Source organism: Streptomyces sp. NPDC002580, assembly GCF_042889485.1.
In the GTDB taxonomy this organism is placed as follows: domain Bacteria; phylum Actinomycetota; class Actinomycetes; order Streptomycetales; family Streptomycetaceae; genus Streptomyces.
The window spans coordinates 85490-108734 of sequence record NZ_JBIAQZ010000017.1 but is presented as its reverse complement, the minus strand read 5'-3'; the positions used below and the strand labels follow the sequence as shown (position 1 = coordinate 108734).

Genomic DNA, 23245 nt, shown 5'->3' with positions numbered 1-23245 from the left:
CTCCGGCCAGGTGTGAGGGGGAGCCGGGCGGCGCGGGTCTCCAGGGAAGTCGCGGTGGCGAGGGAGGCAGGGCTCCGGTACGCGGCTTTCCCCCGGGTCGGGGCGATCACCGGGTTCGCCTCGTTTCCCCCTCCTGCCTCGGCCCGGGCTCGGCGAGCCCGGCTGCGAGGAGCCGTGCCTGGTGGGCAGGGGTCCTCCTCAGCGGGATTCCGAGCCGGGGGACGGTGCAGGGACGGCCTGCGGCGGCCCCGCACCAGGGACAGGGCACGCGGAGGGACCGGACACGCGCGTCGCGCTTCGAGCCGGTGAGGTGGGAGGGCGGACTGCCCGGGGCGGCGGGTGTGCGCTGAACTCGCTGTCCTGAGGCGATCGCGGTCACCAGCGCGAGGAGTTCCGCACGATAACGGCGCGGATCGTCAGGGTCGCTGTCCGGAAGTGGCAGCGGGTTGCGGGCGAGCCGCTCCTCCCGGATCGCGCGCACCTCGGCGCGGATGTCGGCGGCGGCGATATCGGACCGCTGCTTGCCCAGCCGGATCACAGCCGCCCGTACATCGGCGACGTCCAGGTCGGCGAGCAGCAGGTACCAGGCGTCCGTCGTGGTGTCTTCCAGGTGCATCGACGGGCACATCGCCGCGACCAGGGCGACGAGTTGGGCCGTCTCGGCTGGCAGCATGCGTTCTTCCCTTCCGCGGGGGAACGTCCCGGCTGACGCCGGCGCGCCGCTTCCCGCCGCATCCGCCGGCTGCTGGTACACGTACAGGACGGCCCCGCAGGCGCACCGCAGCCGCTTGTCGTCCTCGAACGTCCAGCGGCCACAATCGAGGTGACCGGTTTGGGAGACCAGGAACCACACCGTGTCGAGCGTGTCCCGGTCGGGGTGGGCGACGACAGCGGTCATGGATCCTCGCCACCCTCGAGGGGGAGCAGACGGCGCAGGTCGAGCGTGCCGATGTGCAAGGCGCGGGCGATCCGTTCCCGCCCGCCGGGCAGGGGGCGCAGGCTGAACGACCGCGGTTCGGAGGCCGACAACACACCCAGCCCCGGGATCGCCTCGCCGGTGTACGGGTCGACGACCGGCTCGAGGCAGGTCAGCCGAGCGAGAAATTGCCGCTGCCAGCTGGGGCGCGCCCGGACCAGCGTCTCCACCTCGCCGGGGTGGTTTTCGGCCACCCAGGCGGTGAAGGCCTCTTCGTCGGCGACCACGACCGTCGGTTTGGGGTCGACGAGGGTGAGGGTGGCGACCGGTGTGTCGTCCGGCAGGGCCACCCGGACCGACTTCAGGTTCAGCTCGGCACGGGCCGCGCGCAGCCCCTCGAGGACCTCGTGGCGCTCGGTCTGGTACTCGGCGTCGACGGTGTCGCGCAGCACCCGGAGCACGGCGACCCGGGTGGCGTGCTCCTTGAGGCTCATGCGGACTTGTCCTTCCGCTCGGTCCCGTTCGCCCGCCTGGTCCCGGCCCCGGACTCGACGTCCTCGGCGACCCTGTTCTTCGCCGCCGCGATGCCGTGGCGCACTATCAGCTGGCCGAGCGTGCGGGTCTCCCCGGTGTCGTCCAGGACGGCGGCGCCGAGCAGGTTGTGTCGACGGGCCTTCTCGTACAGGTCTCGCAGTTCCTCGTGGCCGGCGCCCGGCGCGGTGGCCGCCGTGACGTAGTCGGAAACGGAGGGGACGGGCTTGCCGGCCTCCAGCCATTCGAGGACGGCCTCGGCGAACTCCGGGCCCGGCCTGTGGAGCACCGTCCCGGACAGTGGCTTCGCCCGGGACTTGGAGATCACCAGGTTGTTCTCGTGGTCGAGATCGCCGACGATGTCGAATTCGTACTCGATGCCCTCCCGCTGCTCGGGCTTGAGCCCGATCTTGCGCGGCACCTTGCGGCCGCGCTCGTCGGCCTCCACGACGTACTCGGTCTTGGTGCGCATGGTGACGATGAGGTGACCGGGGTAGGCGAGCAGGGCGTCGATCATCGCCCGCTCCTGGGGGCGGGCCTCCTTCCAGCCGGCGAAGTTGCCGCCTGCCCCGAGGCGCTTGGCCGCGTTGTCGACCTGCTCCAGCATCCCGCCGGTGCCGGACCAGAAGTGACTCAGGGAATCGACGATCATGACGTCGTAGCCCTCGTGGGCGGCCACCGCGAGCGCGTCGACGAGGGTGGTGGGCTGGAACGTCGTGAGCGGGAGGGTGTCGAAGGCGAACTCGTCGGCGTACTTGGCGGCGCTGCCGTGCTCGGTGTCGATCAGGGCGACCCGCTCGCCGAGCCCGGCGGCGGCGACCAGGGCGGTGTAGGTCTTGCCCGATCCGGTGGGACCGGCGAGCGCGATACGGGCCTTGGCCTGTTCCTTGGTGGCGGTGGTGAAGGTGAGGTTCACGCCGTTCTCCTGGCGTCTGCGACGGCGGTTCCGGGTGGGCCTGGCCGACAGGGGACGCGGTCCTCGTCCGGCAGGACGTGCCCCCGCGTGGCCGTCGCTCGAATCGAATATGCATTCGAATTACTGTCTGCACCCACGCTAGGCGCCCCAGAAGTGAAAATCCACCCTTTTCGCAAGAAAAATGAAAGAAAGGGAGAAATGTCGGCAATGAAGCGTATAATGCCCCCGCACGCGTGCGGGTATCGAGCGCCTCCGGCCTCAGCCGGCGTCAGCGGCCGGGCGTTCGCCCTCCCCTGCGGCCGGGTCCGTGGTGACAGCCAAGGGATGGGGACAACACCGTGTCCTGCATGGTCAGCTTGAGGAAGCGCTTGTAGCAGCAGCCCGAAGCCGCAGATCAAGAAGCTCGCGGTCGATCTCGGCGTTCATCCGGAGGCCCTGCGCGGCTGGATCCGGCAGGCCGAGGCGGACGCCGGCGAGCACGATGACCGGCTGACCACCGACGAGCGAGCGGAGCTCGCGGTGCTCGCGGTGCTCGCGGTGCTCGCAAGGAGAACGTCCAGCTCAAGCGGGCGAACGAGGTTCTGCGAACGGCTTCGGCGTTTTTCGCGGCGCAGCTCGACCCGACCCGGCCCAGGTGACGGCGCTCGTTGACGAGCACCCTCACCTGGGGGTCGAGTGCGTACTCCGGGAACTTTCCATCGCCTCCTCGACGTACTACCGCTGGCGTCGTGCCGAGCGCGAGCCGTGCGAACGCCGGCGCCGGGACGTGGAACTCACCGAGCAGATCAAGGAGATCCACGCCGGCTCGGGCGGGATCTACGGCTCGCCGCGCGTGCACGCCGTGCTCAAGCGCGAGGGCGTCCACGTGGGCCGAAAGAGGGTCGAGCGACTGATGCGCGAGGCCGACATCGCGGGCATCAGCCCGCGCCGGGGCGGCTTCACGCGCCGCGATCCCAAGGCCGCACTCGCCCCGGACCTGGTCGAGCGGGACTTCACCGCACCGGCGCCGAACCGGCTGTGGGTCACCGACCTCACCATGATCACCACCGGTGAGGGGCCCTTGCGGCTGTCGGCGATCCGGGACGCGTTCTCCCGCCGGGTGGTCGCCTGGGAGACCTCCGCCCGCGCGGACGCCGACCTGGTCCTGACCACCCTCGAGTACGCCCTCGCGAGCCGGGAAGCCGAACCGGGCAAGCTGATCCACCATGCGGATCACGGCTGTCAGTACACATCCGTGAAGCTCACAACTCGACTGCCGCGAGCAGGAGTTGAAACATCCATGGGCTCGGTCGGGGACAGCTACGACAACGCTCTCGCGGAGAACCTTCGGTCAGCAGCGGACGCGGGCCGTGTCGTCACGGACGTGTCGGGTGCCCGAGTGGCTGGGACCAGTGCTTTCAGCCCTGTCCTCCGGCAAGCGGGCAGTCGACCGCTCACGCCCCCAGGTGGCCAGAGGCTGGAGCGCGTCGTTGAGGCGCATTCCGTTCTCGGTCAAGGAGTACTCGACGCGGGGCGGCACCTCGTCGTAGGACACGCGGCGCACGACGCCGTCCGCTTCCATCTCGCGCAGATGAGAAGCCAGCACCTTCTCGGTGATCCCCGGGAGCAGCCGACGCAGCTCGCCGAAGCGGCGACAGGGGTGCTCATGGAGCGCCCAGAGGATCAGTACCTTCCATTTGCCGCCGATCACCTCCATCGCGGTGTCGATCCCGCAGATGTGTTCGTCCGGTCCACCCGGCCGGTTCAGCGTCGTCATGCCCCACCCCTCTGACGTGCCCGCTCACCCCAGGGTAACCACCCACTCCGAAGTGCGTACTTGATCACCTTTGGGCCTGTGGCCAGCCTTGTCGGCATGACACCGCACACTGCTGAGAAGACCTCCGTCACCCTGCTGGGCCTCGGCGCGATGGGAACCGCGCTGGCTCGCACCTGGCTTGCCGCCGGCCACTCGCTCACCGTCTGGAACCGCACCCCGGTCCGCGCCGCGGCACTCACCGCCGAGGGCGCGAGGGCCGCGGACAGTGCCGCTGAGGCGGTTGCGGCGAACACCCTGATCGTCGTTTGCCTGTTGGACGACTCCTCGGTCGAGGAAGTGCTGTCCGGCACCGGCCTGGCCGGCAAGGACCTGGTGAACCTGACCACCAGCACACCTGCCCAGGCCCGCGCTCGCGCCGAATGGGCCCGCGAGCGCGGCGCCCGTTACCTGGACGGCGGCATCATGGCCGTCCCTCCGATGATCGGCGTCCCGGAAGCCGGCGGTTACGTCTTCTACAGCGGCTCGCCGGAGCTGTTCGAACGGCACCAGGAGACCCTGGGCGTCCCGGCCGGCACCGCCTACGTCGGCAAGGACGCGGGCTTCGCGGCCCTGCACGACGTGGCCCTGCTCAGCGCCATGTACGGGATGTTCGCCGGGGCCGCGCACGCCTTCGCCCTGATCCGCAAGGAGAACATCGACCCCGTGTCGCTCGCTCCGCTGCTCGTCGACTGGCTCGTGGCGATGACCCCGGCAGTTCACCAGACCGCCGACCAGCTGCGGAGCGGCGACTACACCAAAGGTGTTGTCTCCGATCTCGCCATGCAGGTGGCCGGCACGCAGACCTTCCTGAGCACCGCCGAGCAGCAGGGTGTCAGCCCTGAACTGCTCAGTCCCTACTTCGAGCTGATGCGCCGCCGTCTGGATGAGGGCAGCGGCGAGGAGGGACTGACAGGCGTAGTCGACCTGCTGGTGCGCTGACTGGCCCCTTGCTTCCCCAGGGGGCGTCCCTACCGATCGCAGCCTCAAGGGCCGGTGCGACCAGGGTTTTCGCAACAGACCTCGGAGCCGGGCCGCTGAGTGGTCATCGTGTGCGCGCTGTTCCACTGCCGGGAATGATCACCTGAGGGGCCGAACTCTCGGCGAGCAAGCGATGGAAAGAGGGTTGCGAGCGAGGCTTGATGTGGATCGTCGAGCCTCGCTCGCAGACCTCAACAGGCGGTTCTCCAGGAGCCAGAACTGGCCTTCCACGCCCCGGAGGCGGCCCCGCCGGGGCGTCCCGCATTCGCGCATGATGGTCCATGCCGTCGAACTCCCTGCCGCAGCGGACCAGTTCGCCGACCACGGCCGGAAGAGCTGCGGCGTGCCGATTGCGGCTACGCGCAGATGTCGGCACGGCGGCTGACCATGGGTCAGGACGTGATGTCCACCAGGACTTTGCCGACCGTGCTGCTCTCCACTGCCCGGTGTGCGTCGGCGGTGCGGTGGAGCGGGAGGCGGAGCAGTGGCAGGCCGTGTTCTTCGCCGACCGGCAGGGCGCCGTCGCGGACCGCGGCGGCGACGTCCTCGACGGCCGCGGCGCGTGCCTCCGGGCCGGCCGTGTAGAGCACCAGGAACTGAAGGCGTGTGTTGAGCACCATGTTCTGCAGCACGTTCAGCTCGACCGGCTTGCCGCCGTCGTTGGCGTAGGTCGCGATCGTGCCGCGCGTCCGCAGCACGGCCAGGTCCAGTGCGAGGTTCGCGCCGAGCGCCACCTCGGCGATGATGTCGACGCCGTCCGGAGCGATCTTGCGGATCTCGGCGGCCGGGTCGCCTTCGCGGTAGTTGATCACGTGGTGGGCACCGGCGGCGGTGGCCAGCCGGGCCTTCTCCGGGCCGCTGACCGTGCTGATCACGGTGGCGCCGGCCCAGCGGGCGAGCTGGATCACGGCGTGCCCGACCGCCCCGGCCCCGCCCGCGGCGAGCACGACCTGGTCGTCGAGCGCCCCGGGACGGAGACGGCCAAGTCCGTCCTCGGCGACGGTGAGCGCTCGATGAGCGGTCAGCGCGGGGACGCCGAGTGAGGCACCGAGGCCGAAGCCGGCATCGTCGGGCAGCGGCACGGCCCGCTCAGCGGGTACGACGGTGTACTCGGCGGCGGTGCCGGTGGGCCGCCCGGCGGCGGCCATGTACAGCCAGACCCGCTGGCCGGTCCGGCTCTGCTCGACCCCCTCGCCCACGGCGTCGATCACGCCGGCACCGTCCAGGTGCGGGGTGACCTCGGCGAACAGCTTGGCATGGGCGGCGCCCGAGCGGGCCTGCCAGTCGGTCGGGTTGACTCCGGACACGGCGACCCGGACACGGACCTCGCCGGGGCCAGGCACGGGCAGGTCCCGGTCGACTAACTGGAGAACCTCGGGGCCGCCGTTGGCGCGGTAGATGATGGCTTTCATGATCTGTCCTTAGATCCTTGGCGGACATGGGCTGTGCGCCGTGGTCGGGTGCCCGGGCTGTGGTCGCGAGCCGGACCCGGTCGGTTCCGGTCAGCCGATGGGGACTTCGTTGGAGCGGGACTCGATGGCGTCGAGGGTGGTGAGAGTCGCGGCATCGAGGGTCGCGGCGTCGAGGGCGATCTCGCCGGCCGCGGTGTCCGCCTCCAGGTGGGCGGCGCTGGCGGTACCGGGGATGAGCAGCACGTTCGGGGCGCGGCGCAGCAGCGCGACGGCGTCGCTGCGGCGGTCGTGCAGGCGCTCGAGCCGCAAGGCGCCGTAGCCGATCCGGAAAACGGTGCGGGCGGCTGACGAAGCGGTCGAGGTGGTCATGACGCTGTCTCCTCGGCCGGTGACCGCAAGGCGGTGTGCAGCAGTTCGGCCAGGTGGAGCGCCATCACCCGGTCGGTGATCGGGATGGCCTGCTCCTGGGCCTCGGCCGGGTCGAGGTGTTCGACCTTGACCAGGTGGGCCATGACGCAGTCGTGCACCATGGCGCGCATCCGGTCGATCGTGTCGACGACGATGCCGCGGACGGCCGGGTTGGTGGTCGCCTCGGCCCAGGTCTGCACGCCGACGCGGGCCTCGGCGGGGTCGATCGCGGCGATCAGGCGGGCGAGCAGTTCGTCGGGGCCGGGCGGGGTGTCGCTCGCGGCGTAGTCGCCGAGGGCTTCGGCGCGCTTGGTGAGCACCGCGTGGGCGGAGGCCTGGACCAGGTCGGCCTTGCTGCGGTAGTGGGCGTAGATCGAGCCGTTCGAGAGGCCGGACTCGGCCGTGATGTCGGCGATCGAGGTCCGCTCCAGGCCGTTGCGGCTGAAGCAGCGTACGGCGGCCTCGGTGATCTGGGTGCGCCGAAGTTCCTTGCGTGCGTCGGTAAGCCGCGGCACTGCGCCCTCCAGCAAAAGGAATCACTGCTCTGCTTGTAGCACCCACCATACAGAGCCATGGCTCTGTATGCAGTCGAGAGACCAGGGTCGGCACACGGCCCTGGAGGCTCTCCCCCGCGAGCCGTGGTCGTACCGCACAACGCGGAACGAGTACTTGTGCTGACAGCGGCAGAGCCTTCGGATCGGCGAGTATCGGCGTCGATGCAAAGGTCTGTGAACACGCCTTGACGTGGATCGTCAAGCCGCGTTCACAGACCTTTCGACGCCTCACGACGATGGGTACCGCGCCCTGGAACCTCACCTTCCAGCGGACGTTACGTCACATCCCCGGATTCGCTGATGGCTTCGAGCAACGCGGCCGCGGTCTCGTTGTACGGAGTGGGGATGCCCAGGCGGGCACCTACGCGCACCACTGCGCCGTTGCGCGCGTCGTATTCCATGGGCCGGCCTGCCAGACGGTCCCACAGCATGCTGCTGCCGGACTCGGCCGGCATGGTCCGCAGCCGGGCGATGACCCGGTCGGCCATGTCCTCGGGGAGGTTCGCCCCCGACGCGGCGGCGACCTGTCGCGCCTCTTCCACCAACGCGTGGCCCAGGCGGGCGATGCGGGGATTGACGAAGACCGGCATGCGGCGCATCGTCAAGGCGGTGACGGCACCATTGGCCGCGTTCAGGCACAACTTCGCCCACGCTGCGGTCACGAAGTCCTCGGCCAAAGTCACGGTGATGCCGCTGTCCTCGCACAGGGCCGCGAACTTCGCACCGTCGTCGCTCTCGGGTACCACGATCCTCGGGCGGTCGAACAGCCGGATGCGGCCGCGCTCCGGTGATTCGGCAGAGATCTCCACCACCGTCGGAAGGACCCGAGCAGCGCCCGTCAGCGGTGCGACCCGCTCAACGTGCTCGACACCGTTCTGCAGCACCACGACACGGGTGCCCGTATCGCACAGTCGTTCCAGCCAGGGAGCGGCCCCAGCCGTCTGATGAGCCTTGGTCGCCAGCACCACCCACTCGACCGCGGACACCTGAGCAGGGTCGAGGATCTCTGGAACCACCGTGTGCTCGACCGCACCGTCGGACCGCGTGATCCGCAGTCCACCCAGCGGCGAACGCACACAGGCGGTCACCTCCACACGCTCCGTCGAGGCCAGGCCCGCGGCCACCACAGCGCCCACCGCGCCCATGCCCACCACCGCAACACGTGTCATGGCCACCGAGCCTACCCGCGGGTACACGGCCGGGGTGCGTGCTGGCGTCCAACGGGCTTCTCGGACAAGGTGGTTCGCTCCCTTGCGGGTCGCCCACCTGCCTGGCGTCGACATCACCCGACAGTAAGGCGAGGCATACGACGACTACCTGGAGATCCTCGACCTGATGGGCGCGTTCGAAGAGTCGCGGAAGGGTCTGCGAACGCGGCTTGACAGGATCATCGTGCAGTGTTCACAGCCTCCTCCCGTCCTGCCGGTGCGGTTGGGATGGGTCGCCGGCTCCCGCACAGCCACCCTGGCCATGATTTCAAACTCGTCGAGCCCGCCCAGCAACGGAGGATCAACCCCTGTCGGCAGATACGACAACCCGAGTTCAAGCTCAGTAAGTGCAGAAGGCGAGAATGCAGATCGAGGTGGCGGAGGCACCACCCGCGCTCAGCGGCCTGCCTTGAGGCGTTCGACCCAGCGGCCAAGCCCCCGACGTGGGCGGCGAAGCCGGGTGCGGGTGGGCTCGCGATCCCGTTCGCCGGACCGATTGACTTCACCAGGGCTTCTTTCCCGGTGAACGTCGGGCGACAGGTGCCGCGCCTCGCGTTCCGCCTGGACTCGGATCTCGACGTGAGCCGCATGCGAAGTATTGCGGAACGCCTCCTCGTAGGACGCCAGCGCAGCACTCATGGCCCCGCCCGCAAGTCCCCGGCGGCGAACGTGCGCCGCCAGCCACGTGAAGAAGCCCAGGACCGCGACGAGGCTGCCGAGGCCGACGAGAACCGGCAGGAGGAGATCCACGGACGCGAGGCTACCGGCTGCCGACGATGCAGTGACCGCCGCCCCGGTCCACTCGGACTCGAGTGCGCCGCCCTCCTCCGACGCCGCCACCGGACCCGTCGACTCCACCGTCTGTCGGGCGCACCAGCCCGCCGCCGGGGCTGTCGGCATCGGACGTTCGACAAGGCCGACCACCGCGCGCGGAACGCTGTCGGCTGCGGGGTCGACCGCCTCGATCGCCGACGGGCTGTGGCAACGAGGCACGACAGGCTCGCCGTCCGCCACAAGGTGACCGTGCTGGTCGCGGTCCTCAACGAGTGACTGCGACCAGCACGGACCCGATCTGCGCTATCCGTCGATGTCGAGCGCCGAGCCGTACAGTCGGTCCACCTTCAGCCTGATGACCACCCGCCGCTCGGCGACCAACTCCTCCAGGAACGCTGCTTCGTCCTCCGGCCTTCCGGACTGCGGGATCATCCCCAGCAGTTCCCGGCCGACAGCGTCCCCAGGAACCGCCGTGCTCTCCGAGACCACAGCCTCGCCCTCGGCGACGGCGAACGACCACACGTCACCGCCCGACACGTGCAGCGCCGCGTGCGGATCGAGCCGCAGGTGCTGGATTTTGACACGATCGGCCGTGGTCGAGAACCGCACGACGCGGGCTTCGGGGTCCCAGCTGTACACCATGGTTGTCAGGTGGGGGTGGCCACTGCGTTTGACGGTGGCGAGCGTGCCGAACTGTTGCTGGGCAAGCAAGTCGGAGAGGGCTTCGTCGGACAGTGGGCGAGGCACTGGTCGTTGCGTCATGAGGTGGTCAACGTCCTTGGCCGTACGGCAATTTCATGGAACTCATCAGCCCAGCACCACACTTCACAACACGTCCTGGCCCATCGCCCGAACGCCCCGGGGCAGGCCGCTGGCCTCCTCGGGCACGCTCGCCCGCTCTCGCAGGGAAGGCCCGTGCAACTCCCCCACCTGCGGCGGCGCCTCGACACCACCGCCGCCGCGGCGTACACGGGAGCGCCCGACGACTCCTTCGCGTCCGGCCGGCGGACTCCCCTCGGCAACGTCGACGCGCGTCCGGCCGCACAGCGCGAGGGTCCGAACCGGTGACGGACCCGCACCCGGTGCGACCGTCGTCAGCACGCGGTCCCCACACCGCACTGAGGCGGCCAGGAACCCGACAGGAGATGGCACTCGGGCGTCGTGGCCCAGGTATCGGAGCATCGGTCCGTTCACCGCTCCCAGAACACGGCCAAAGCTCCCTCCCTGTACGGGGCGGGACTGACGCTCAGGTCGCCGGCGAACGGGCGGTCCAGGACGAAGACCAGGAGCAGGCTGAAGCCGACGAGTGCGGCGACCGAGGCGACGAAGAGGATCTGGACTCTCAGTTTGCGCAGCCCGTAGAGGAACGTGAGCGGGAGCAGGACGAGTGCGCCGCCGAAGGCCAGGGTCTGGAGCAACGGGGGGAGTTCCTGGCGGGCCATCGTGATCCGGGCGCGGCGCTGGGTGGCGACGTCGTTGAGATGGGTGACCGCCTCCTCGTAGAAGACCTGTTCGCTCTGGCTCTTGGGTTCGTATTCCTGGAGTGCCTGGAAGGCGGCACGGAGGTGGGTTTCCGTGGCTCCGTAGCTGGGATTTCCCTCGCGCATCCGGGGCCACTGGTCCTCGACGACCGCGTGGACGTAGCCGCTCATGGCGGAGTCGAGGCGGGAGCGCGCCAGTGGTGCGAACGCGGCCGCGTCACGGGTGATGAGCGCCGCGTCGGTGGCCTCGGTGGCGACGATCGTCTGGGTGTCCTCCAGTTGGGTCCAGAGGGTGACGATGACGAAGGCGAGGATGATCCCGTAGATGGCTCCGAACATGCCGAGTGTCACTCCGACCATGTCGTTGTGTTCGCCGCGGGCCACCGAGGGGTATCTGCGGCGCAGCAGCACGCTGCCGGCGACGGCGAGGCACACGGTTCCGCCTACGGTGACGACGGCCAGCGTGAAGGTGCTGAAGTGGTTGAGCAGCCACAGCGAGACATGCGCGGATTCCAGTGGGGACACAGCTGCCCAAACGCACGGTGCCGACGAGCCGCTACGGGTGGGGCCAGGAGTTCATTCCACCGAGTGAGCTGCCGGGCCTGCCAGGCCATGAGCCCGCCGAGGTCAGAATCCGGGTCCGAGTCCGGTGGTCCCTGTTCCCTTTTCCCTGTTCGGCGCTCGGCGCGTACACCTGGTCCGGTGTCCGGTTCGTCGGCAGTCGTCCGGCCCCCTGAGCGTGCCGTCACTGCCTTGCCGGTCAGAGCACGTCGACGGGGTCACCCGTGGCTTGCACGGCCGGGGTCGTCGAGGTGCCCGCGAAGTCGTAGCGGAAGCAGCCGTCGACGGTGGCCGTCGCGGTCGTCCTCAAGTTGCCGCACGCGTCCGACTCGATCGTCTTCAACTTGGTGTACGTGTCGCTGGTCTTCTTGCGGAACTGGAGCTGCACCGACTGGAGGATGAGGAACTTGTGGGGCCATGATCAGCAGATTCGAGCCGACTGGGTTGCGTGGGAGGGGTTTTCGGCAGGTGCCGCGCCTCGACGCACCGTTCCGTCTCTCTCACATCGACGCTGGGAGGCGGCGCAGAAGCTCGTCCTCGGTCAGGTCCTCCAAGTGGGTGAGGAAGACCCAGATGTGCCCGGAGGGGTCTTTGATGATGGCGGTGCGGTCGCCGTGGAACATGTCCTTCGGCGGTTGGATGATCTCGGCTCCCGCGGTCTGCGCGCGTTCCGCGAGTGCGTCGACGTCCGGTACGAAGACGTGCAGGGTTGCGGAGGTGCCGCCGAGCGAGGTCGGCGCGGCGAACGCGGACGCCTCCGCCTCGGCGACACTCGCGTCGCCCAGCATCAGGACCGACGGCCCGACTGTGATCTCCGCGTGCAGGATCCCGCCGCCCGGCGCGTCGATCCGGAACTCCTCGCGCGCGCCGAACGCCCTGCGGTAGAAGTCGATCGCCGCGGAGGCGTCGTCGACCATGATGTGCGGGATCACCGCGTTGCGGTAGCGGTCGGGGATCACGTGGCTGACGGCGTCTTCTGTCATGGCGGATCTCCTCGGAAGGCGCCACCGGTCGGTTCCGGCGGCTCTGGAACGACCGTAGGAGCTCAAGCTTTGTTGAGGTCAAGGGGCCAGTCGACCGATGGCTCCGCGTGATGCCGGGCGGGTGCCGAGCGGGTGCACCGATCCGGGCGCAGCCCTTCGGTAGCTGCCGACGAACGGATCAGCCGGTCGCCGACCTCGTCCGCCGGCGCGACCCGGCTGCCTTGGCCGTCAGGTAGCGCTGTTCGGGGAGGCTCGTGGTGAGGGACGCCGCCAGGCGGTAGTGACGCGCCGCGGACGCCGCGTCTCCCGCCATCTCCAGCAGATGGGCGCGTACCGCGTGCGCCCGGTGATGACCGGCCAGTGGCGCGCGGTCGTCGCCGTCGAGTCGGTCGAGCAGGGCCAGGGCGGTGCTCGGGCCGTCGACCATCGCGAGGGCGACCGCGCGATTGAGGGTGACCGAGGGGCTGCCCGCCACCTGTTCGAGCAGCTCGTACAGTCCGAGGATCTGTGGCCAGTCGGTGTCCGCCGCCGTGGCGGCCTCGTCGTGGACGGCGGCGACGGCCGCCTGCAACCGGTACTCGCCGGGCCGCGCGCCGGCCGTGAAGGTACCCATGAGCAGCGCGGTTCCCTCCGCGATCAGTGCGCGGTCCCAGCGTGTACGGTCCTGCTCGGCCAGGGGGATCAGCTCGCCGTGCGGGCCGGTGCGCGCGGGCCGGCGGGCCTCGGTCAACAGCATCAGGGCCAGCAGTCCGGCCACTTCGCCCTGCGTCGGCAGGATCCGGTGCGTCTGCCGGGCCAGGCGGATGGCCTCGCCGGACAGGTCCGCGCGGCACAGGGCCGAGCCCGTGGACGCGGTGTAGCCCTCGTTGAACAGCAGGTACAGCACGTGCAGTATGGATCGAAGCCGCGCGGACCAGTCCGGTGTGTCCCGCGCAGGCATCGCGAACACCGCCGATGACGCCTTCAGCCGCAGTTTGGCCCGGCCGATGCGCTGCGTCATCGTCGCCTCGGGCACCAGGTAGGCGGCGGCGATCTGGGCGGTCGTCAGACCACCGACGGCCCGCAGGGCCAGGGCTATCGCGGAAGCGGGTGTGAGCGTGGGATGGCAGCACATGAAGAGCAGTGCCAGGGTGTCGTCGGCTGACGGGGTCTCGGTCGGGGCCGGCTCACTCGCCACGCGTTCCTCGCGTCGCCGTCGCGCCGTCTCACTGCGCATCTGGTCGGTGTGGCGGCGGGTGGCCGTCCGCAGCAGCCAGCCGCGCGGATTCTCCGGGACCCCGTGTGCGGGCCAGTGCCGGGCGGCGGCGATCAGCGCTTCCTGGACCGCGTCCTCGCAGGCGTCGAAGTCCCCGGTCCGCCGCGCGAGCAGTGCGAGGACCTGCGGCGCCAGCGAGCGCAGCAGGTCCTCGACGGTCGGGTGGCCCGTCACAGGTCGAACGCGGTGTGGTCCATCACCTGGCGCACCTCGACGGGCTGTCTCGTCGGAACCCTGCCGGGGCCGGGCACCGCCGAGATCATGGCGGCGATCTCCAGGGCGCGCTCCTCGGAATCGACGTCGACGACGTTGAACCCGGCCAGAACCTCCTTGGACTCCGGGAAGGGGCCGTCGGTCACCACCGGGGCCCCGGCGCCGTCCGAGCGCACGATCCTGGCGCGGCGCGGATCGGCAAGTCCGGTGAACTGGACCATCTCGCCGCTCGCGACCAGTTCCTTGGTCAACGCCGCGTAGTAGTCGAAGTGCGCGGTGACGTCATCGGGGGCCCACTCGTCCATGGGCTCCTCGAAATCGCCCCCGTCGTGATCGACCATCAGCAGGAACCTCGGCACGTGAACTCCTTGATCTCCGGCACACCGGTGTGGCGCGCTCACCCTACAAACGGAGCCGACGAGCGGTTCCCTACATCGTGGGGAACGAACTCGGGGGCTGGTCGACCGTGTTGGGTGCCACGCCGCGTTCGGCCGGGTTCGCGGACCAACGGGTTCGTTCGGTCGGGGCGGTCCGGGACGCAAGACATGTGCAGGGCCGGCAGCCGGCTCACGAGCGCGCGTCCACACGTGACAGGTGGTCGGGGAGGTCGGAGAGCCGTTCGCCGCGGGGCACCGACTCGGGCGCCGTCGGGGACGGTCCACCGGTGACGAGGTCGACGCCTCGGTCCAGCCGGATGCCGGTGGGGCCGGCGCGGGCGGCCGCGTTCACGTCCCCCCTCCAGCATGTCGCCCACGTTGACCGCCCGGGAGGGGTCCCTCCCCATCCACCGGCAGGCGTAGGCGACGGGTCCGGCCGCACCGAGCCCGGTCGGGGTCAGGACGGCTTCGAAGCGCTCGAGGAGGCCGAACCGGGCCAGATCATCTCGTTGATGGCTGTCCCCGACGGCCGAACGCGGATGTCGTGCCCCTCCTTCGCGACGGTTGTACAGGCCGACGGTGGGCCTCGGCCGGCGGCCTGCGTTCGTCCGCCCCGCACCCGGTACACAGCGGTCTGTCTCGCACCGTTTCGAACCATGCGGCCGCGCCGGTCGTAGTGCCGCGCCCCGATCGGACTTCTCCAGCTCACAGTCGGGTCGGTGACGGAGAGCGGTCAGGGCGCCGGCTCGGTGGCCAGCAGGTCCATCAAGAGGCCGTCGTGCCAGCTTCCGTCCGGGCCCCGCTCGTACTGCCGCATGATGCCCACCGGCCGAAACCCGGCCTTGGTGTAGCAGCGGATCGCGGCGGTGTTGTCGGCTGCCGGGTCGATGACCAGACGGTGATGACCGTGGGCATCGATGAGATGACGGGCCAGTGTCCGTACGGCGTCGGTGCCCAGGCCCCTGCCGTGCACGGCGGGATCGAGGAAGAGGTCGATACCGGCGTGCCGGTAGTCCGGCTCCTCCTCGGCGTACCACTGGATCATGCCGATGATCCGCTGCCGGGACTCGATCGTCAGACACCGGGTGCCGGCGTCCTCGAGATCGACGGCGATGTCCGCCGCGAGGTCCTCGCCGCCCCTCCATCGTGCCCGCACTTCGGGTGTGGCCCGGATCGCCGCCAAGGCGGGGATGTCCGCAGGGACGGTGGGGCGAAGGACTACCAGAGCGCCGCGCAGCACAGTCATGACCGACGACCTTAGTGCGAACAGCTTCGGAGCAGCCGCAACCGATGGACAACAGTGCGGGATCGGCGCTCCGTCGGTCGGCTCTCGTGGCCGTCGCGGACGAACTCTCGTGTGCCGTGAAGGCCTCACCTCGCCGGCCGCGGGCGCTGCCGCCACGGCCGGTCGCGGTGGCTGGTGCGGGGGCAGAACGTCACAGTGGTGCCGTCGGCGTCGCACAGGTCCCCCGGCGGGTTCGCCCGGTCGGGGTGGCCATGCACCGCTCCCCCGCGGCGGGGGCACGTGTACTCAACTCAGGGACCTTCAGCGGCCAAGCGGCCGTGTCGGGCCGCGGCCGCTCGTGCCAGCGCCTCGGCCGTCCGTGTCCTGCCGAAGCGGAAGAGCATGGTGAGCAGCAGCCTGAACCGGGAGGTCGGATGCCAGAAGGAGGACGCGTGTCCCTGTCCGGGGTCGGACCCTGCCGGGCCGGTGGCGCTCCTCGGAACTGTCGCGCCCAGCAGCAGTCCGGCCAGGGATTCCGGCGACGCCGGTACCAGGACTTGGCCGGTGTGTTCCCAGGCGTCGGGGACTCGGGCGGCCTTCGGCCGGATGCCCAGGCTCTCCGCCGGTACCGGGATCCGGCAGTGCACCACGGCCGCGACACTCATCGCCGCGATGTCTCCCAGCAGTCCCAGCACCGTCAGTCCGTCACGGCCCGCTTGCACACCGAACTCCTCGGCGATCCCCCGGGCGGCGGCCGTCTCGAAGGCAGGGGAGTCGGCGTCGAGATCGTCCGGCTCCATTCCCTCCTCGAACGAGCAACTCCAGGAGAGGGGGTGGTAGTTCACGTGGTGACTGCGTCGGTTCATCACGAGCATGTTGTCCGCGGTCTCGATGACTCCGTGTACCGCGGTGATGTTGGGCACGGGAGCACGGCTGCCGCTCAGCAGTTCCGACAGGAACGCGGTGCGCCCCGGCGAGTGGCCGTGCAGGGCGAGGAACCCGGCCTGCGCTCCCTGCACTTGGCCCCAGTCGGTCGGTGTCACCTCGATCTCGGACTGCCCCCCGGCTCTCGTACGCAGGCGGTGCACCGCGACCTTGGGGCCGCTGTACTCGTCGGCGTGCCGCTCGCGCCAGTCGGCGTGCCAGCGCGCGGTGAGCGTGTCGGCTGGCCAGCGGGGCGATGTGCTCGGCCGCACGGTGAGCGAGGGCGGCCGGTCGAGGTCGCAGGTGCGCAGGGAGTCGCCCAGGTCGACGGCGCCGTCGATCACGGTCTTCCCGGCCCTGGTGTCGGCCGGACCTTCAGCCACGGGGGTGAACGGTGTGCTCAGGAGGGACGGGGGAAGGAACTTCATCGTGTGGTGGGCGTCCATGCTGTTCGGTCCTCCGGCTGGTTCATGTGGCGCCGCGCTGTGTCCAGGAGCCTCGTCTGCCCGCCGCCATCAGGGTGTTGACGATGTGCGACCGCCTGCGGCCGCCTCTGAGCAGTCGTTCGGCGGCCAGTCCGAACGCCAGGGCGGGTGCCGCGAATCCGAGGGCGTCCGCCGCCCCGATGGCCAGTCCGGCCCCGGCCAGCCCCGCTTCGACGGCGGCCCAGCCGAGATGCCCTGATCCTTGCCCGGCGGCCGGCAGCTTCTTCCTGACCGTCCGCAGCAGCGCTGCCAGGGCGTCGTCGGCCGCCGCCGCGTCCCCTGCCCGCAGCGCCCGTTGGTAGTCGTCGCGCAGGCGGGTCACGGCGTCGTCCAGCTGGATCTTCGCGATGTCCTGCCAGCTCAGTGCCCCGACCGCCGCCAGGTGGTTCGGGGCCAGTCCGGGCCCGGCGGGCGACGCGGTGGCGGGAGTCGAGGGCTCGAACAGCGCGTCCGTGGGACTGCCGAGGTACAGCCCCACGTCGGCCGCTTCGGGAAGGGACCGCGGGGACGCCCCGTCGGTTCCGAGCGTACGCTGCACGGCCGCGTTCCACGCCTGGGTCGCGGTGTTGCCCATCGCGATCCCGTGCGGCGGGTTCGTCGCGTCCAGGTGGGCGATGAGCAGGGATCTGCGATGACGCTCCGACTCTCCGAGATGCTCGTCGAGGTAGGCGAGTGTGCGGGCCACCGGTGCGTAGTCGCGGCCGGGGAGGCCCGGCAGTTCGGCCACCTCCTCGAGCACCTCGCAGTACGAGCTGGGGCGAGCCACCGTACTGGTGCCCAACGGCACCCCGGCTTCCGTGGAGAAGTGGTGCAGCGTCCACGCCACGGCCTCGAGCCGCTGTCGGGTCGCGCCGCCTTCCTCGTACAACGCGCCCAGGGCGGTGCCGCGCGCGAACAGCGGTCCCGGGTTGGCGTCCCGACGCTCCAGGACCGCTTCCGACAGCCGGATCAGGGGCTCGGCCGTGTCGAACGACGATGAGAGCCAGCCGGGTTCCAGCGTGCGCGGTAAGCCGGCGGTGACGAGGGTGAACGGGTCGCTCCCGGTCGGGGCGCCGGTGGTGCAGCGCAGGAACCCGGGGCAGCTGCGTACGAAGGATCTGAAGTCGTCGGACGCGAACAGGGTCTGCACCACCGCGCTGTCGATGAGCTGGATGTCGCTGAGGACCACCGCGTGCCCCAGCAGGGCCTGGATCTTCAGCATGACGGCCAACGACTCGTCCTGCCGGTCCCAACCGGACAAGCGCAGGTGCTCACCGTCGAGCCAGTAGGCATAGATCTCCATGACGTTCCTTCCGGTTCGTACGAGTGGTTCCTGCGACGGCAGTTGACGTCGTGTCACTTCCTTGTCGCGGTCAGGGTGCCGTCCTTGCGCCCTCGGTCCTCCGACGGGCTCGCGTTCGTCGACGCCTCGGGAGACGGCGAACGTCGCCCGGTGACAACCCCGTTGATATCCGCCATGGGGTGATCATGCCTATCGTGGGCGGGGTTCGGCAGTGGGCGGGACGGATTCGGCCCGCCCGATTCACCTGGGTCGCCGGGAGGGCCGGAAGCGGCCCAGGCGTGCGTTGTGTCCGCGTTGGAGCTCGGCCACGGCACGAGCGGGCCCCAGCACACTCCGCTGGAGCCGTCGCGCGGCCTCGATGTGGTCGGCGGTCCACACGACCCGGATCGCGGCCGACGACCGCCGGTTCGTCTCGTCGACCAGGTCCCGCTCGACCGCGCTGATCAGCCGCGCGTCGGCCTCGACGTCCTTGGGCCTCGCCTCGGGCACCTCGCCGAACCCCGCCAGCGCGTTCGCCGTCGCCTCGTACCAGCTGAGCAGCGCGTCCCCCGAGCGATCGATCTCCGAACGCGCCGCGGTGCGGTCGGCTTCCGACGAACCCTGGTCCCTCTCCCACAGGTCGAGTACGGCGTCGGCGGTGAGCCGCAGGACGGCCACGGCGGTCACCAGGCTGGTGACGTCGGCGAGCGGCAGGTGCTTGGTACCTCGTTCGGCGAGGAACCCCCGAAAGGCGTCGTCCAGCCGCCGTGCCGCGGCCGCGGCACGGTAGCGCTCCTCGTCCGGGAGCGGAGCGGTCCGGACGAGGCCGTCGCAGCGGGTCACGCCGTAGCCGATGGCTCCGCGCAGGTACCGGGAGCTGTCCGAGACTCCCTCCGCCAGGGCGCGGCCGAGGACGGACGCGGCGCCGCGGGGCCAGAAGAGCAGCCCCACGACGACGCTCACGGCGCAGCCGATCGCGACGTCCTCGATCCGTACGATGCCCACGGTCCAGTCCACGGGTTCGAGAATGGTGAAAAGGATCAGGATCGACACCGTGAACCCGGCCTGACCGGCGGCGAAGGAGATGGTCGCCGGCGCGAGGCCGGTGAACAGGACGGCGACGGGGAGCAGGATCCACAGGACCGTGGTGTTCGATCCGATCAGATAGATCAGTCCGCCGCCGATGACGATGCCGACCGTGGTCCCGGCGATGGCTCGCAGGGAGTTCTGACCGGTCAGCACGGCGCTGGAGCGCAGGACGGCCAGGGTTCCGAAGACGACCCAGAAACTGTGCTGCACTCCGGACAGTTCCGCGACCAGGACGGCGAGCGCCAGCGCGATCGCGCCGCGCACGCTGTTGCGCATCCACACCGAGTGCCGCTCGGTGTGCGCCCCGGCGCGTTCCTGCGCCGATGCCAGCGTCGAGATGGTGCCTTCGGGGCGTTGCCCGATGAGCCGCTGCCACAGGGTGCGACGGCGTGCCGCGAGGACCAGTTCGATGTTCCTGGCGATGGCGGATACGGCGAAGCTCATCTCCTGCGCGCGGAAGCTCGGTTCCAGCGAGCTGACGAATCCCGTCGCGGCGTTGCCGGAGCGGGGCTGGTCGTGGTGTGCCTCGGGTTCCCCGTCCGCCGGGTTCACCGGCCGGGACGACGTGACGGTGTTCTCCATCGCGGACCGCGCCTGGACGAGTCGTTCCTGCGACGCGGTGAGAGGTACGGGTCCTCGGTCGTCGTTCGCGGCGAGTTGTTCGGCGCTCGTTCGCAGCAGGTCCGCGGCGGCGGTCTTCACTCCGCAGACGACGAGGTCCGAGGGGGTCGGCCTTTCGCCCACGGGTGCGCGGTCCAGGATCGTGGCGAGCAGCAGCACCTCGTCGACGAGGCGGATCAGGACGCGCGTGGACGTGGACAGGCCCGTGGGCCGGTAGGGGGTGGCGAAGTACGCGTCGCGCAGACCTGTGACCGCGTCCTTCGCGTCGTTCACGATCGTGCCGAGCGCCTCCCGATCCGCTGTGCCGTAGCCGCGCAGTACGCAGTCCGCCTCGGCGCGCAGTTGCACCGCGAGCGCGCCGCACGCGCCGGCGGCGGCGTTGCGCAGGGGCTCTCGCACGGGACTGGGCCACAGCAGCCACAGGGCCAGGAGCGAGGCCGCGCCGGCCAGCCCCCAGCCCGCGAGCCGGTCCGGGATCGCGTCCGGCGTCCCTGGGAGCGTGGCCGCCAGGACGAAACTCACGAGCAAGGAGGTGGAGGCGCCCGCCAGCGCCGAGCTGACCACACCGGAGAACAGCACGAGGAAGCTGACCACGGCCGTGGCCACCGTGGAGAGCCATACCTCCCGGGACACCAAGGTGCCGAGCGAGATCAGCACGGCGCCCGTGACGATCAGCGCCGCTTGCTGGACGAGCCGATCCCGCATGGACCCGGCGAACTCCACGAACAGCAGCATCGCGATCGATCCGAACGCGGCGAAGAGCGGCACGACCAGGCTGTCGGTGGTCGTGGTCGTCAGGGCGAAGAGTCCGGGAGCGACGGTCGCTGCTCTCACGGACCGGCGTAGCGCGGTGAAACCGGTGTCGCGCTGGAGCAGGGACCGCAAGGTGTTCACAACAGACGCCTCCCAGGCACATCCGGTCGCACCACTCACGTCACTCTGACACCTCCGCTTGGTGAACACACGTCAGGCTCCGCGGACTAGCGTGGTGGACGGGCGTGATGGACGACTGTCGGGCAGTTCTAGGAACACGCCATCGAGCGCTCCAGGACGACGGGCGAATCGGTCGACCTGGAGGAGTGGTGGGTGGCCCGACCGCTGGGGAACGGTCGGAAACGCTGCCGGTCGCCACCGTCGGAGGGCCGCACCGCGTAGCCCCGGCGGACGGTTCCGGTGGGGCACCTCGACCTGCGAGATCCTACGGCTCCGGCTCCGGCTCTGGCTCCGGTTCGGCCCTCAGGTAGCGATCCCAGATCTGGGCCTTGCGATAAGGACCGCTCCCCCCGCTGTCGAACTGCGGCATGTCGAAGGTGACCCAGTACAGCAACTCGCCGTCGAGCGCCTGGGCGTGTCCGTTCGGCTCGGGAGCGCCCATGGCATCGATCGTTCCGGTGAACTCGACCTGCCAAGGACCGTCCCGGTTCACGTCACGAACGACCGTCACCCGGCTGCCCGCCGCCAGGGCACTCGTCGGCCATGTCCGGCTCAACGGACGGCCGCGGATGCGCTCGACCGCCCGGCGGTCAGCCACGTCCGCGGGGACAGGACCGGCATCATCTGTCATTGCACCCACCCTGCCAGCACCGATTCGGGAGCGCCAACGGACAAGGCCGGGCTGAGCGGCGGCCGGATCACGAAGCAGCGGAGCCGGCCGCGGGTGCCTCGTGAGTGCGGGGGCGCGCGGGTCGAGCATGTCGGCCCACGAATGAACAACTCGCGCCCGCCCGGATGGCCGGCGTGTGCTCGTACGGACCAGATCCTGCGTCGTCGGCTCGACGAACGCCGCCCCCGGTGTCGTCACCTTCGGACCGCCCCCGCACGTGCGGAGGGAAGCCGCCCCGCGTCCGTGATCAAGGGGAGGTCCGACGGGCAGGGTTCGTCATGCGGTGGGGCGTGTGTGGGTGATGGCCAGCAGGGCCATGTCATCGGCTCTCCGTCCCCCGGAGTGCCGGTGGACATCGGACAGCAGGGCGTCGAGGAGGGCATCCGGATCGGCATGCCGACGTCCGGTGAACCTGCCGACGATGTCGTAGAAGGCACCCTTCTCGTTACGGGCCTCCGTGATCCCGTCGGTGTAGAGCAGCAGAGTGGCCCCTTCCGGGAACGTCAACGTCTCCACGCACTCCGAGCCGGCCGAGAGGGCTGTCATCCCCAGGGGCAGTCCTGGCTGCCTGGGCTCGACGTAGCGCGCGGTGTCCGCCAGGAAGAGCACAGGCGCCGGGTGGCCTCGGTTGACCAGACGGACTTGCCTTCCGTGCCGCGAGAATTCCGCCACCACGCCCGTGACGAACCCTTCCAGCTCGGTCACTCCTCCCACCTGCTCGGCCTCGAGGGTGACCGCGCGTTCCAGTCGTTCCAGGAGCACGATCAGGTCGGGTTCCTGCATGGCTGCCTCACGAAAAGTGACGATGCTGGTCGCGACCGCCCTGACCGCTTGCATGCCCTTGCCACGCACATCGCCGATCATGCAGCGCACGCCGAACGGCGTGTCGACCACGGCGTAGAGGTCTCCGCCGATCTGCGCGTCCGCCTGAGCGGCCTCGTAGCGCGCCGTGAAACTCAGCGGGCCCGCTGTCTTGGGCGGGTCCGGCAGGATGGCGTGCTGCACGGCGGCGGCGACGTCCCGCGCGGACCGCAGCTGGGTCTGCAGGTGATACAGGAGGCGGTTGAGGAAGGCCGCGATCACTGCCACCGTCGCGACCATGGACAGTTCGCTGACCTGGGGCGCGGTTCCGTGGTAGCCGAAGTACCCGAACATGGCGAGGTCGAGGAGGAAGGCGACCACCCCGGTGATGATGGTGCCGCGCAGGGACAGCACAGGGGCGGCCGTCAGGGGTGCGGCCGCGTAGAGGGCCGCGGCGCTGACCGTCTCCGGAGTGGCGAAGTCGATCACTACGGCCAGGAGGAGGAGGACGGCCGGCAGTAGACACATCCGCCTTCCCAGCCGCTGCCATGCTCCCGGCCTCGCCACTCGCTGCTCCATGTGTCGGCTTTGCCTCCCTGCCCTGAGGCTAAGGTCTGACCGCCCGCTCCGCGCTCGCCGCGCCGCGCCGCGCCGCGCCCGCCAGGCCTTGCCGATAGCCCGAGCTCCGCGCGGTGCGGACACACGGGGGATCGCCGCCTGGCTCTCCCCGGACAGCCGTCGCGGTCGTGGGGTGATCGGGCGAGGTCGGCTCGCTGAGAGTCCCGGGGTTCGCGGACCCGGCCGGGCAGGTCACCCGTCTCGCCCACCGTCGCCCTGCACGCGCGGATGCCCCACGCACTGCTCGGACCGGATT

General features: G+C 70.2%; 23 protein-coding genes and 3 pseudogenes. 4 read left to right on the top strand and 22 right to left on the bottom strand.

Annotation, left to right across the window (positions count from 1 at the left end):
- Positions 1-106 precede the first annotated feature (106 nt).
- The 3 genes from ACFYW7_RS36225 to ACFYW7_RS36215 are packed head-to-tail and all read right to left on the bottom strand — an operon-like array spanning position 107 to position 2363.
- A complete protein-coding gene (locus ACFYW7_RS36225; protein ID WP_389510419.1) occupies positions 107-898 on the bottom strand; it encodes a hypothetical protein in 792 nt (263 codons plus the stop codon).
- The gene (locus ACFYW7_RS36220; protein ID WP_389510416.1) at positions 895-1410 is read right to left on the bottom strand and encodes a hypothetical protein; all 516 of its coding nucleotides are present in this window, start codon (positions 1408-1410) and stop codon (positions 895-897) included. Before ACFYW7_RS36220 ends, ACFYW7_RS36225 begins: the two co-directional genes overlap by 4 nt.
- On the bottom strand, positions 1407-2363 hold the full coding sequence (locus tag ACFYW7_RS36215; protein WP_389510414.1) for an ATP-binding protein: 957 nt from the start codon (positions 2361-2363) through the stop codon (positions 1407-1409). Before ACFYW7_RS36215 ends, ACFYW7_RS36220 begins: the two co-directional genes overlap by 4 nt.
- Positions 2364-2756: 393 nt before the next feature.
- Between ACFYW7_RS36215 and ACFYW7_RS36210 the strand changes: the two genes are divergently transcribed.
- Together ACFYW7_RS36210 and ACFYW7_RS36205 are read left to right on the top strand one after the other, a co-directional pair.
- Positions 2757-3014: a transposase gene (locus ACFYW7_RS36210; RefSeq protein ID WP_389510451.1), complete on the top strand. Its 258-nt coding sequence runs from the start codon at positions 2757-2759 to the stop codon at positions 3012-3014.
- Positions 2992-3675 (top strand): annotated as a pseudogene (locus ACFYW7_RS36205) (IS3 family transposase); the annotation flags it as partial. The gene ACFYW7_RS36210 and the pseudogene ACFYW7_RS36205, both read left to right, overlap by 23 nt.
- A gap of 18 nt (positions 3676-3693) precedes the next feature.
- Here the strand turns inward: ACFYW7_RS36205 and ACFYW7_RS36200 are convergent.
- Positions 3694-4059 (bottom strand): winged helix-turn-helix transcriptional regulator, encoded by a 366-nt coding sequence (locus ACFYW7_RS36200; protein ID WP_389510449.1) that lies wholly within the window; start codon positions 4057-4059, stop codon positions 3694-3696.
- 156 nt (positions 4060-4215) lie between these two features.
- On the opposite strand from ACFYW7_RS36200, the gene ACFYW7_RS36195 reads away from it, so the two are divergent.
- Positions 4216-5097 (top strand): NAD(P)-dependent oxidoreductase, encoded by an 882-nt coding sequence (locus ACFYW7_RS36195; RefSeq protein WP_389510412.1) that lies wholly within the window; start codon positions 4216-4218, stop codon positions 5095-5097.
- 431 nt (positions 5098-5528) lie between these two features.
- Here the strand turns inward: ACFYW7_RS36195 and ACFYW7_RS36190 are convergent, their stop codons facing one another.
- From ACFYW7_RS36190 to ACFYW7_RS36165, 6 genes and pseudogenes are all read right to left on the bottom strand, one after another.
- A complete protein-coding gene (locus ACFYW7_RS36190; RefSeq protein WP_389510410.1) occupies positions 5529-6548 on the bottom strand; it encodes an NADPH:quinone reductase in 1020 nt (339 codons plus the stop codon).
- A gap of 90 nt (positions 6549-6638) precedes the next feature.
- Positions 6639-6812 (bottom strand): annotated as a pseudogene (locus ACFYW7_RS36185) (aldo/keto reductase); the annotation flags it as partial.
- A gap of 101 nt (positions 6813-6913) precedes the next feature.
- Complete coding sequence (locus tag ACFYW7_RS36180; protein ID WP_389510408.1) at positions 6914-7471, bottom strand: TetR/AcrR family transcriptional regulator; 558 nt, start codon at positions 7469-7471, stop codon at positions 6914-6916.
- A gap of 314 nt (positions 7472-7785) precedes the next feature.
- Entirely contained in the window at positions 7786-8679 is an 894-nt protein-coding gene (locus tag ACFYW7_RS36175) for a 2-dehydropantoate 2-reductase (protein WP_389510447.1), read from the bottom strand.
- A gap of 435 nt (positions 8680-9114) precedes the next feature.
- The gene (locus tag ACFYW7_RS36170) at positions 9115-9732 is read right to left on the bottom strand and encodes a hypothetical protein (protein WP_389510406.1); all 618 of its coding nucleotides are present in this window, start codon (positions 9730-9732) and stop codon (positions 9115-9117) included.
- Between the two features lie 63 nt (positions 9733-9795).
- Positions 9796-10254, bottom strand: a complete 459-nt coding sequence (locus ACFYW7_RS36165; protein ID WP_389510404.1) for a pyridoxamine 5'-phosphate oxidase family protein — start codon at positions 10252-10254, stop codon at positions 9796-9798.
- Between the two features lie 153 nt (positions 10255-10407).
- Here ACFYW7_RS36165 and ACFYW7_RS36160 point away from each other — a divergent pair, with 153 nt between their 5' ends.
- Positions 10408-10560 (top strand): hypothetical protein, encoded by a 153-nt coding sequence (locus ACFYW7_RS36160; protein WP_389510402.1) that lies wholly within the window; start codon positions 10408-10410, stop codon positions 10558-10560.
- Between the two features lie 122 nt (positions 10561-10682).
- Here ACFYW7_RS36160 and ACFYW7_RS36155 read toward each other — a convergent pair whose 3' ends face one another.
- The 12 genes and pseudogenes from ACFYW7_RS36155 to ACFYW7_RS36100 all read right to left on the bottom strand — a co-directional run bounded on the left by ACFYW7_RS36155 (position 10683) and on the right by ACFYW7_RS36100 (position 22899).
- A complete protein-coding gene (locus tag ACFYW7_RS36155; RefSeq protein ID WP_389510400.1) occupies positions 10683-11498 on the bottom strand; it encodes a DUF4239 domain-containing protein in 816 nt (271 codons plus the stop codon).
- Positions 11499-11733: 235 nt separating this feature from the next.
- A pseudogene (locus tag ACFYW7_RS36150) lies at positions 11734-11928 on the bottom strand (hypothetical protein); the annotation flags it as partial.
- A gap of 106 nt (positions 11929-12034) precedes the next feature.
- Positions 12035-12517, bottom strand: a complete 483-nt coding sequence (locus ACFYW7_RS36145) for a VOC family protein (protein ID WP_389510398.1) — start codon at positions 12515-12517, stop codon at positions 12035-12037.
- A 178-nt stretch (positions 12518-12695) separates the two neighbouring features.
- Positions 12696-13946 carry an RNA polymerase sigma factor gene (locus ACFYW7_RS36140; protein ID WP_389510396.1) on the bottom strand — a complete coding sequence of 417 codons (1251 nt, stop codon included), beginning with the start codon at positions 13944-13946 and terminating at the stop codon, positions 12696-12698.
- Complete coding sequence (locus tag ACFYW7_RS36135; protein ID WP_389510394.1) at positions 13943-14344, bottom strand: YciI family protein; 402 nt, start codon at positions 14342-14344, stop codon at positions 13943-13945. The genes ACFYW7_RS36140 and ACFYW7_RS36135 overlap by 4 nt, the downstream gene beginning before the upstream one ends.
- A gap of 208 nt (positions 14345-14552) precedes the next feature.
- A complete protein-coding gene (locus ACFYW7_RS36130) occupies positions 14553-14714 on the bottom strand; it encodes a hypothetical protein (RefSeq protein ID WP_389510392.1) in 162 nt (53 codons plus the stop codon).
- Positions 14715-15095: 381 nt separating this feature from the next.
- Entirely contained in the window at positions 15096-15608 is a 513-nt protein-coding gene (locus tag ACFYW7_RS36125; protein WP_389510390.1) for a GNAT family N-acetyltransferase, read from the bottom strand.
- A 290-nt stretch (positions 15609-15898) separates the two neighbouring features.
- Complete coding sequence (locus ACFYW7_RS36120; RefSeq protein ID WP_389510388.1) at positions 15899-16957, bottom strand: hypothetical protein; 1059 nt, start codon at positions 16955-16957, stop codon at positions 15899-15901.
- A 22-nt stretch (positions 16958-16979) separates the two neighbouring features.
- Positions 16980-18278 (bottom strand): hypothetical protein, encoded by a 1299-nt coding sequence (locus ACFYW7_RS36115; RefSeq protein WP_389510386.1) that lies wholly within the window; start codon positions 18276-18278, stop codon positions 16980-16982.
- A gap of 240 nt (positions 18279-18518) precedes the next feature.
- A complete protein-coding gene (locus ACFYW7_RS36110) occupies positions 18519-20861 on the bottom strand; it encodes an FUSC family protein (RefSeq protein ID WP_389510384.1) in 2343 nt (780 codons plus the stop codon).
- A gap of 304 nt (positions 20862-21165) precedes the next feature.
- Positions 21166-21531, bottom strand: a complete 366-nt coding sequence (locus ACFYW7_RS36105; protein WP_389510381.1) for a ferrous iron transport protein A — start codon at positions 21529-21531, stop codon at positions 21166-21168.
- Between the two features lie 315 nt (positions 21532-21846).
- Positions 21847-22899, bottom strand: coding sequence for a PP2C family protein-serine/threonine phosphatase (locus ACFYW7_RS36100; protein WP_389510378.1), 1053 nt, complete (start codon positions 22897-22899; stop codon positions 21847-21849).
- Positions 22900-23245 lie beyond the last annotated feature (346 nt).